The following is a 10,691-nucleotide window of genomic DNA, read 5'->3' on the forward strand; positions in this document are numbered from 1 at the left end:
ATGGTCTCTGCGGCAGATTATCTACGCAAGGTGTTGCTCTCACCCGTCTATGAGGCGGCGCGGGTCACCCCCTTGCAAACCCTGAAGAAACTCTCCGAACGGCTCGGCAATCATGTCAGCTTGAAGCGGGAGGACCTGCAACCGGTCCACTCCTTCAAGCTGCGCGGCGCCTATCACAAGATTGCCACTCTGACCCAGGAGCAGAAGGATCACGGCGTCATCGCCGCCTCTGCGGGCAACCACGCGCAGGGGGTCGCCCTGTCGGCGGCCAAGCTGGGCATCAAGGCGATCATCGTGATGCCCAAGACCACGCCGGATATCAAGATCGACGCGGTGCGTCGTCAGGGCGGCAACGTCATGCTGTTTGGCAACAGCTTCGATGAAGCCTATGCCGAGAGTCGCCGCCTCGCCGAACTGGAGGGCTATACCCTGATCCCTCCATTCGACGATGTCGAGGTGATCGCCGGGCAGGGTACCATCGGCAAGGAGCTGCTGGAGCAGGATACCCACCTCACCCACGTCTTCGTGCCGGTGGGTGGCGGCGGACTGGCCGCCGGGGTGGCGGTCTACATCAAACAGCTGTTACCGGATGTGAAGGTGATCGGGGTGGAGGCGGAGGGCTCCGCCTGCCTCAAGGCCGCGCTGGCGGCCGGCGAGCCGGTCAATCTGGAGCGGGTCTCGCTGTTTGCGGACGGGGTGGCGGTCAAACGCATCGGCGAAGAGACCTTCCGCCTGTGCAACCAGTATCTGGACGAGGTGGTGACCGTCTCCAACGACCAGATCTGCGCCGCGCTGAAAGATATCTTCGACGACTGCCGCGCTATTGCCGAGCCGTCGGGCGCCCTGTCGCTGGCGGGGCTGAAAGCCTACAGCGAGCGGGAGCAGGTCAAAGGGGGGCGGATGGCGGCCATTCTGTCGGGTGCCAACGTCAACTTCCACAGCCTGCGCTATGTGTCGGAGCGCTGCGAGATTGGCGAGAAGCGCGAAGGCATGCTGGCGGTGACCATCCCCGAGCGCAAGGGGGCCTTCCTCGACTTCTGCCGTCAGCTCGGGCCCCGTATGGTGACCGAATTCAACTACCGCTATGCGGATACCGAGCAGGCGTCGCTGTTCGTCTCGGTGCGCCTCACAGGCGGTGACGAGGAGCTGGGCCAGATCATCGATCAGCTCGGCGGCAACGGCTATCCGGTGGTCAACATGACCGAGAGCGAGCTGGCCAAAAACCACGTGCGCTACATGATTGGTGGCCGTCCGGCCCGGCCCCTTGGTGAACGTCTCTACAGCTTCAAGTTTCCGGAACAGCCGGGTGCCCTGATGCGTTTCCTCGAGACCCTGGGCTGTCGCTGGAACATCAGCCTGTTCCACTACCGCAACCACGGTGCCGACTACGGCCGGGTGCTGTGCGCGTTCGAGCTGCCGGACGAGGACGTTGCCGCCTTCCACGACTACCTGCGCGAGATTGGTTACGGCTGGAAAGAGGTGAGCGACGACCCCGCCTACCGGCTGTTCCTGGCCAGTTGATGGTGCGATCGCGATGAAGAAGGAGGGAGGCGTCGGCCTCCCTTTTTTATTAGCAGGCCGCTAACTGGCTGTTTTTAGTGCAGATAATGCAGGCAAGTTCACACTCCTGATGGCTTGGTCATTTGAGGCTGCTAGCGGATGGGATAACCTGAATGCGGCGAGGCCGCCTGACGGCTTCACACAGGGAAAGTGCGCATTCAGGCGCCTAAACGACTTATTGCAGAGGCTAAACATGAATAAATCGATGCTTGCCGTGTTGGTCGGCGGATTGCTGGCTGCGGGCGCCGTGCAGGCGGCTGCTCAGGACAACACCTGGTATGCCGGTGGCAAGGCCGGTTGGTCCAACTACTACGGTGTAGATAAAAACCAAGATATTGCCAGTGCCTTCAATGCTGTAGGCAACAACAGTGAGGACAAGAACGATCTGGGGCTGGGGGCATTCGCCGGTTACCAGCTCAATCCCAACCTCGGTTTTGAACTGGGCTATGACTGGCTCGGCAAGTACAAGATGAGCGGCGGCAGCGGTGCGACGACACTCGATGGCGAGGTGAAGAGTCAGCTGGTACAGGCCACCCTGAAGATCAGCTTCCCGGCGACCAGTACTCTTGATCTCTATGGTCGTCTGGGTGGTGGCTATGCCTGGACGGATAGCAAGATCAGCTTTGGCGGCGCGAGCGATACCGGCAAGAAACATGGTGCCGCCTTTGTCGGGGCGCTGGGGGCCGAGTACACCATCGACCAGAACTGGGCGGCGCGTCTGGAGTATCAATACACTACCCCGCTGGGCGACACCTCCATCGATCGTTCAGGCATCGAACTGGACAACGGCTTGCTGGCGTTCGGCATGCTCTATCGTTTCGGCCAGCAAGGGGAGGCCGCCCCGGCTCCAGCTCCGGTAGTTGCCCCGCCGGTTCCGGCCGTGGTGGTGGCACCCAAGGAGTTCAGCCTGAGCTCCGACGTGCTGTTCGAGTTCAACAAGGCAACCCTCAAACCGGCCGCCAGCGAGGCGCTCGACGCTCTGTTCAGCCAGATCGTGGCAGCCAACCCGAAGGACGGGGTGGCAACCGTGATCGGCTACACCGACCGTATCGGCTCAGACAATTACAACCTCGCCCTCTCCGAGAAGCGGGCCCAGAGTGTGGCCAGCTATCTGGTGGCCAAGGGACTCTATGCCGACAAGGTTCGGGTCGAGGGGCGTGGCAAGGCCAATCCGGTAACCGGCAGCAACTGCGCCAGCCACTCCAAACAGGCGCTGATCGCCTGTCTGGCGCCGGATCGCCGGGTCGAAGTCCATCTGGAAGGGGTTTCCCATCCGGCTCAATAAGATGGCAAGAAAAGCGGGAGGCCTGGCCTCCCGTTTTTTTATGGACAACAGGTCGTGCAAGACAATGAATCAGCGAATATTTTCGATATGGAAAATATCGGTGATATGGGAGGTAAATAAATAGATGAAAAAATATCGATTTAAACTTTGCTCCCGCAGAGCCTTTTGGTTAGAATCCCTGCGTGTTATCAACAGATGGATGAATATTATGGACTGCGACAGTTGTAGCCGATTGCAAATCGCGATGCGGGTTTACCAGAGCTGAGGCCGAATATTCTCTCTTTTCCTCCTCACTCTGATTGCTCGAACGTAGCATTAGAGTGCAGCATTTCAATGAGTCACCACTGACTCCCGCAACAGCCAAAGCCCCGTTTTAACAGGGATTGTCGTTGCAAACCGGATTGTTCCGCTCATCTGCGAGCCGCACCGCCTCGCGAATCATGTAATCGCACGCTTCATCGTCGCCCCTGTTGCGCCGCAAGTCCGTGTTGCCGTCGAGCAGCATCTGACTGGCCGTTGAGCAGCCGGAGCGCGAGCGAGCGTCGAAGAACAAGATGAACTCTACCATATTGAAAACGGCTCTGTTTTCGATAGGCGTGGTTGCGAATAAATATATCTTGGATGTGTGTGAAATATATATTTGGTGGTTTTTATTTTTCGCTGAAATATATTTCATGGTCTGTCACTTCTCTGTGAATGGCCAAATGAAACATGCCTGATATTATTTGACTCGCGCCATTATCTTGTAGTTCGCAATTGTTATCCTGATTTTCATTATCACTTACTGGCACTGCTGGCGGATACCCATATCCGGCCATGTGCCCTGGCAAACTCGGAGGAAAACCGATGACCGAAGAGCCCAAACCTAGACCCTCGGGGTCCACGCCTCCCCACTCCTGATCCCCCTGCGGGGACGGGATGCGGTGTCCTGACCCCTGATCTGACCCAACCATGCTGGTTAGCGCGTCGGCAGACATTTGTCTGACGGGCCGCCCCGTGCGCGGCGATTGAGCGCATCGGCAGCGTGTTGGGTTCACAGCCTTCGATATCAGTACTGACGCCAGGCCAAGCCCGCGACGGGGCCCACTTGCGCGTAAAAATCAGGATAAAGAGTCATGAAACAACAACATACCGCCAGCCGGCACAAGCAGAAGGGCTTTGTTGCGCCGGGCACGCAGAGAGAGAAAATCTCCTCCCGGGTGCTCGACGAGGCCGACAAATCCCTCGAGTACACCCTCACCGCCGTGCGCAGCAACATCGACGGTCTGACCGCGACCGAGGCAGCCAATCGGCTGGCCGAGTTCGGTCTCAACGAGGTGAATCACGACAAGCCGCCCCATGCGCTGATCCAGCTGCTGCAGGCGTTCAAGAACCCCTTTGTAATGGTGCTGATCGCGCTGGGTCTGGTCAGCTACGTCATGGATGTACTGATGGCCGAGCCGGGTGACGAGGATTGGGTCAAGGTGATTATCCTCGGCGTGATGGTCAGCCTGAGCGGTCTGCTCCGTTTCTGGCAGGAGTATCGCTCCGCCAAGGCGGCCGAGGCGCTCAAGTCACTGGTACGCAATACCGCCACCGTGCAGCGCCGTCCCTCGCCGGGGGCGACACCCCAGCGCAAGGAGGTGGCGATGACCGAGCTGGTGGTCGGTGACATTGTGCACCTGCAGGCGGGGGACATGATCCCGGCCGACATCAAGCTGATCGAATCCCGCGATCTCTTCATCAGCCAGGCTGTGCTGACCGGCGAAGCACTGCCGGTCGAGAAGTACGACACTCTGGGCGCTGTGGCCGGCAAGTCGGCGGAAGGCTCCGGTGCTGGCGATGGCGGCATGCTCGATCTGCCCAACATCTGCTTTATGGGTACCAACGTGGTGAGCGGTACCGCCCGCGCCGTGGTGGTGGCCACCGGCAGTGATACCTACTTCGGTTCGCTGGCCCGCAATGTGGTGAGTCACAAGCGTATCGAGACCAGCTTCGATCGCGGCGTAAACAGCGTCACCAGGCTGCTGATCCGCTTCATGCTGGTGATGGTGCCCATCGTCTTTATGCTCAACGGCATCAGCAGTGGCGACTGGATGTCGGCACTTACCTTCGCGCTGGCGGTGGCGGTGGGCCTTACCCCCGAGATGCTGCCGATGATTGTCTCCGCCAACCTGGCGCGTGGCGCGGTGGCGATGGCCAAGCGCAAGGTGGTGGTGAAGCGGCTCAACTCGGTACAGAACTTTGGTGCCATGGACGTGCTCTGCACCGACAAGACCGGCACCCTGACCCAGGACAAGATCATCCTCGAGCACCACTACGACGTGCGTGGCAATCGGGACGACCGGATCCTGCAGCTGGCCTGGCTCAACAGCTTTCACCAGAGCGGCATGAAGAACCTGATGGATATCGCGGTGATCGAACACGCCGATGCCCTCGGTGAGAGCTGCAAGCCGGCCAACTATGGCAAGGTGGACGAGCTGCCGTTCGACTTCGTGCGCCGTCGCCTGTCAGTCATTGTGCAGGACGATCTGGGCCAGCAGCTGATGGTTTCCAAGGGGGCGGTGGAAGAGATGCTGGCCGTCTCCGGCCATATCGCCGATGGCAAGGAGATCCGCGCACTGACCGACGCCGATCGCCGTGCCCTGCTGCGCCAGAGCGAGGAGTTCAACGCCGAGGGGTATCGGGTGCTGATCGTGGCAACCCGCGAGATCCCGGCGGGCGAGCGCAAGCAGAGCTATCGCACCAGTGATGAGGTCAATCTGGTGGTGCGCGGCTTCCTCACCTTCTTCGATCCGCCCAAGGATTCGGCTGCTCCTGCCATCCGCGCGCTGAACGACTATGGCGTGGCGGTCAAGGTGCTGACCGGTGACAACCCCATCATCACCAGCAAGGTGTGTCGCGATGTGGGGTTGGAGCCCGGCGTGCCGCTGCTCGGCAAGGATATCGAAGGGATGGACGACGTGGCGCTGTGCGAAGCGGTCAAACAGACCACCATCTTCGCCAAGCTCACCCCGCTGCAGAAGTCGCGGGTGGTGAAGGCGCTACAGGTCAACGGCAATACCGTCGGGTTCCTCGGCGACGGCATCAACGATGCACCGGCGCTGCGGGATGCGGACGTGGGGATCTCGGTGGACAGCGGTGCCGACATCGCCAAGGAGACTGCCGACATCATCCTGCTGGAGAAAAGCCTGATGGTGCTGGAGGAGGGGGTGATCAAGGGGCGCGAGACCTTTGGCAACATCTTGAAGTACCTCAACATGACCGCCAGCTCCAACTTCGGCAACGTATTCTCGGTGCTGGTCGCCTCCGCCTGGCTGCCCTGGGCACCCATGCTGGCGATGCAGATGTTGATCCAGAATCTGGTGTATGACGTCTCCCAGATGCTGCTGCCGTGGGACAAGATGGACCCCGAGTTCCTCAAGCGGCCGCGCAAGTGGGAGGCGAGCAACATCAAGCGCTTCATGCTCTGGCTTGGCCCGACCTCGTCGGTGTTCGATATCAGCACCTACTGCCTGATGTGGTTCGTGTTCGGTGCCGGTGCCCTCTATGCCACCGCCAACGGCAGCATGGATCCGCTGGTCAACGGTCAGGCCATCATGAACTCCGGCTGGTTTATCGAGGGGCTGGTGTCGCAGACGCTGGTGGTACATATGCTGCGTACCCGCAAGATCCCGTTCCTGCAGAGTACAGCTACCCTGCCGGTGCTGCTCTCCACCTCGATCGCCATTGCCATCGGCTGCTACCTGCCCTTCTCGCCTGTGGCTGAGCACTTCGGTTTCATCACTCTGGATGGGCCCAAGTACTTCATGTGGCTGGTGATTACCATGCTGGCCTACATGGGGCTGACCCAGACCGTCAAGAGCATCTACATCAAGCGCCACGGCCAGTGGTTCTGATGAAGAGTTAGCAAAAAGGCCGGAGTGATCCCGGCGCGACAGAAAAAAGAGAGCCAGTCCGCGCAAGCGGACTGGCTCTCTTTATTTGGTGTGACCCGACTCCCTCGTTGGCGAGTACCGGTCTGTGGCTCAGAGCTTGAACAGCGGGCGCAGGCGGATGCCGATCAGACTGCCGGCGAGGGCCATTAGCATCCAGACCCAGCCGTGCAGGCTGCCGGAGGCGGTGCCGTCGAAGAAGCCGCCGAGGTTGCAGGCGCTGTACATGGCGCCCATCCCCATCAGCAGGCCGCCGAAGATGGATGCCAGACTGTTGCCGATCCGCATCGGGGCGAAGTTGCCGCCACCGCTGATGCAGCGCGCCAGCATGGCCCCCAGAATGCCAAGCCAGAACATGCCGACCATGGGATTGATGAAGAGTGGCTGGGCCAGCTTGGGGTTGCCCTCGAACAGACCGAACAGGGAGGCGCCGCGCAATGCCATGTCATAGACGGCGCCGGTGATGGTCCAGGCTGAGCCGTGCAGGGCGACGACAGTGGAGTTGAGCACGGCGATGATGATGCCGCCGGTCAGCACGGTGAAGCGGCCATCGCGCCAGAACAGATTGCCGCCGCTGAAGAGGGGCTTGAGCTCGCCGGTACGCTTGAGTTCGCTGTTGCGAAACAGCAGAAATAACGCGGCGACCAGCGCCAGATTGAGCAGCATGCCGCTCCAGATATTTCCGGTCAAATCCTTGGCCAGCACTACATGGCTGGAGAAGGTGGCCTCCAGCTCGGGGCGGAACTGGTTGCTGATGAGGGTGCCGATGCCGTAGCAGATCAGCACCAGCCAGAAGCGGGGTTGCCCCTCGCCGCAGCAATAAAGCGTGCCGGTGGCACAGACGCCTGCCAGCTGCATGCCGATGCCAAACAGGAAGGCACCGACGATGAAAGGAATGCCGATAGCCATCACGTTACCCACCATGGCATCGCCAAACAGGGCGTGGCTAAAGGAGAGGAAGGTGGTGAACAGCAGAATTTCGATGGCGATGGTGAGCAGGTGAACCCGCACATAGTAACTGTTGCGCTTGGTCAGCATTTCGCGCCAACCGAAGACGATGCCGAAGCGGCTGAAGGAGAGGGTGAAGCCGAAGCCGAATCCGATCAGGGCCATCAGAGCCCATTTCATACCAAAGGTGTTGCCGAGCCAGAGTAACGCTCCCCCCGCGATTGCCACGATGGGGAGCGACCATTTTCGATTCATGCCAGTTGATCCTTGAAGTTGATTAATCGAGGGGCGGATCCTATTCCCTCATGGAGTCCAATGCCACCCATTTTGCCAGTGATTGAAAAAATGGGTGGAGGTGTCTGTTATGGCCGGCTGGGGGCTCAGCGTTGCTGGGTGTCGAGATGGAAATGACGGGTCTGTTTGGTAAGGATGTGTGCGTGCTGGGCGACCTGTTCTGCCTCCTCGGCAGCAAGGCTGGCACTTTGATTGACCTCGTTCGCCAGATGAGACATCTCACCAACCTTTTCGGTGATCTCCCGGATCAATTGCCGTTCCTCGCTCATCAGTTGCTCGACCTGGGTAATGCGGTGACCCACTTCACCACAGCTCTGTTCAATGCCTGCCACACTCTGGTGCGCCATGCCTGCGTGCTCAATTGCTTCGCCAACCCTGCCCAGTTCGGTATCCATTTCACTAACGGCCCGCAGGCTGACACTCTGGATTCGGTCGATGATGGTGTTGATCTCGGTCGTGGCACTGCCGGTACGGGTGGCGAGAGAGCGCACCTCATCGGCCACCACGGCAAAGCCGCGCCCCTGTTCTCCCGCCCGGGCGGCTTCAATCGCTGCGTTAAGAGCCAGCAAATTGGTCTGCTCCGCAATGGACTGGATAGCGCCCGCCAGTCCCGAGATCTGTTGCGAGAGACTGGCCAGATCTGAAATGGTACTTGAGACCCGTTTCACACCGGTTGCCTGTTCGTCTATGACCTTCTCGACAGCGTGGATGACCTGAGCGGTTTCGGCGGCTCGGGAAGCTGATTGCCGGGTCAGCTCGCTGACATGGTGCAGTTGTTCATCCGCTTGACCCATTGAATGTGTGAGCTGCTCGATAGCCTGTTCTATCTGTCGGGCGGTATCTACCTGGGTCAGACTGTCATCGGAATGTCGCTGCGCTGTAGTTGTCAGAATGATGGCCCGTTCGTCCAGCGTAGTAGCACTGCGTTGCAGTGAGGAGACCAGCGTGGCCAGTTGGCCTTGCATTGCGCCTATTTGGCGAATCAGGTCGCCGATGGCATCTCGTCCTGGCTCCGGCATTATCACGGTTAACTTTCCCTCGGCGATGGCGGCTGTTGCCCTGCCTGCAGCGAGCAACCGTTGCTGGGTCGGCAGGCCGAGACCGAAGATAAGGGCTATGCCGATCAGTGCGGCACAGAGCAGTAAGCCGTAGCAGAGGCGGGTGGTATCGACGAGATGAGTCATTTGCGCGGCGGCATATTGGTTGCCACTGGTGACAGTAGCATCCACTCCGAGGCGGTGAGCGTAGTAGATGGCATGAAGGTTTGTCGCAATGCGGGTGGCCGTTGCGATATCACCTGCTTTGATTGCGGGAACAAACTGGGTATTGAGCAGTTGCCAGAAGCGCTCCCCCTGCTGTTTCTGCTCCCCCAGTAGCAGCTGTTTGAGCGGTTCGTTCAGGTTGCTCTCCTGCCAGAAGCGGTTGCGCTCTTCGAACTCCTTTTGCAGGCGTGCGAGAGTCTGCAGCAACCCCTCCCGCTCCTCCGGTTTGGCATGGAGCAGGGTATAGACCTGCAGTTGGGATTCGATGAGGTAGAGCGGAGGTGGCAGGATGTCGGCCACCACGTCCTTGCCTTGCCCCATCTGGTCGGCTGCACTTCTGAGCGAATAGAGGCCAAAAAAGCTGATGGATATCAGTACGATAATGACCAGCACCCCAAGCAGCTGGCTAAAGAGCAGTGAACGGTCGTGAATTTGCCTGAACATGATGCCTCCATGCGGTGTTGTTCATGGATAGCATAGCTTCATTATCAGGAGGGCGATTCAATCGTGACTGGCGTGATGTGGCGCGAATAGTGGTGCGGGTGAGGTTTGCCCCGGCACGACGGCCGGGGCGGGATGACAGGGGTTACTCTTTGGCCGGTACAGGCTTGGTCTTGCCGTTGCGCAGTCCATCCAGCGTGAAGATCACCAGCGCACTCCAGATGCAGGCGAAGGTGATGAGCTTGTCCATTGCCAGCGCCTCACCGTAGAGGGTGACGGCCAGAATGAACATCATGCTGGGGCCTATGTACTGGAAGAAACCCAGGGTGGAGAGCTTGAGCCGGGTTGCCGCCGCAGTGAAGCAGAGCAGGGGAGCCGTGGTGACGGCGCCGGCGGCGATCAGCAGCAGGTTGAGCTGCCAGCTGTTCTCCGTCATGTGGCTGGTCGGGCTGTCGGCGATGCCCCACAGGTAGAAAGCAGCCGCAGGCAGCATGATGAGCGTTTCCAGCAGCAGGCCGGTGAGGGCATCGAGGGCCAGCTTTTTGCGCACCAGACCATACAGAGCGAAGCTCGACGCCAGCACCAGCGCGATCCAGGGTAGGGAGCCGAAGGCTATAAGCTGGATTGCCACCCCGATAAAGGCGAGGGCGACCGCCCACCACTGCAGGCGGCGCAGCTTCTCGCTCAGAAACAGCATGCCCAGCAGCACGTTGAACAGCGGATTGATGTAGTAGCCGAGGCTGGCATCCAGCATATGGCCATTGTTAATGGCCCAGATGAAGAGCAGCCAGTTGCCCCCCACCGTGAAGGAGGTAAAGGCGAGGGTAAGCATCACTTTCGGCCGACGCAGCACCGCCTGCACCTTGTGCCACTGGCGGCCCAGCAGTACCAGCACCATCAGCAGGGCGCATGACCAGATCACCCTGTGGGTGAGGATCTCGATGGCCGGCACGGCGGCAATGGTCTTGAAATAGATCGGGGCTATGC

7 protein-coding genes are annotated in these 10,691 nt (G+C 59.8%); 3 read left to right on the forward strand and 4 right to left on the reverse strand.

Annotated features, from left to right (window positions below; translation table 11 throughout):
* Together ilvA and ompA are read left to right on the forward strand one after the other, a co-directional pair.
* Positions 1-1,521 (forward strand): threonine ammonia-lyase, biosynthetic, encoded by a 1,521-nt coding sequence (gene ilvA, locus AACS24_RS09530; protein WP_108573361.1) that lies wholly within the window; start codon positions 1-3, stop codon positions 1,519-1,521.
* A 232-nt stretch (positions 1,522-1,753) separates the two neighbouring features.
* Positions 1,754-2,845 (forward strand): porin OmpA, encoded by a 1,092-nt coding sequence (ompA, locus tag AACS24_RS09535; RefSeq protein WP_108573363.1) that lies wholly within the window; start codon positions 1,754-1,756, stop codon positions 2,843-2,845.
* Between the two features lie 373 nt (positions 2,846-3,218).
* On the opposite strand, the gene AACS24_RS09540 is transcribed toward ompA, so the two are convergent.
* Positions 3,219-3,521, reverse strand: a complete 303-nt coding sequence (locus AACS24_RS09540) for a hypothetical protein (protein WP_108573365.1) — start codon at positions 3,519-3,521, stop codon at positions 3,219-3,221.
* 439 nt (positions 3,522-3,960) lie between these two features.
* Here AACS24_RS09540 and mgtA point away from each other — a divergent pair, with 439 nt between their 5' ends.
* A complete protein-coding gene (mgtA, locus tag AACS24_RS09545; protein ID WP_108573367.1) occupies positions 3,961-6,723 on the forward strand; it encodes a magnesium-translocating P-type ATPase in 2,763 nt (920 codons plus the stop codon).
* Positions 6,724-6,852: 129 nt separating this feature from the next.
* Here mgtA and AACS24_RS09550 read toward each other — a convergent pair whose 3' ends face one another.
* The 3 genes from AACS24_RS09550 to rarD form a co-directional block, all read right to left on the reverse strand.
* Positions 6,853-7,962: a YeeE/YedE thiosulfate transporter family protein gene (locus AACS24_RS09550; protein WP_181364360.1), complete on the reverse strand. Its 1,110-nt coding sequence runs from the start codon at positions 7,960-7,962 to the stop codon at positions 6,853-6,855.
* Between the two features lie 125 nt (positions 7,963-8,087).
* The gene (locus tag AACS24_RS09555; RefSeq protein ID WP_108573369.1) at positions 8,088-9,707 is read right to left on the reverse strand and encodes a methyl-accepting chemotaxis protein; all 1,620 of its coding nucleotides are present in this window, start codon (positions 9,705-9,707) and stop codon (positions 8,088-8,090) included.
* Positions 9,708-9,849: 142 nt separating this feature from the next.
* A partial coding sequence (gene rarD, locus AACS24_RS09560) for an EamA family transporter RarD (protein WP_108573426.1) occupies positions 9,850-10,691 on the reverse strand: 842 nt, incomplete at its 5' end.

Source organism: Aeromonas sp. HMWF016 (assembly GCF_963878195.1).
Taxonomy (GTDB): domain Bacteria; phylum Pseudomonadota; class Gammaproteobacteria; order Enterobacterales; family Aeromonadaceae; genus Aeromonas; species Aeromonas lacus.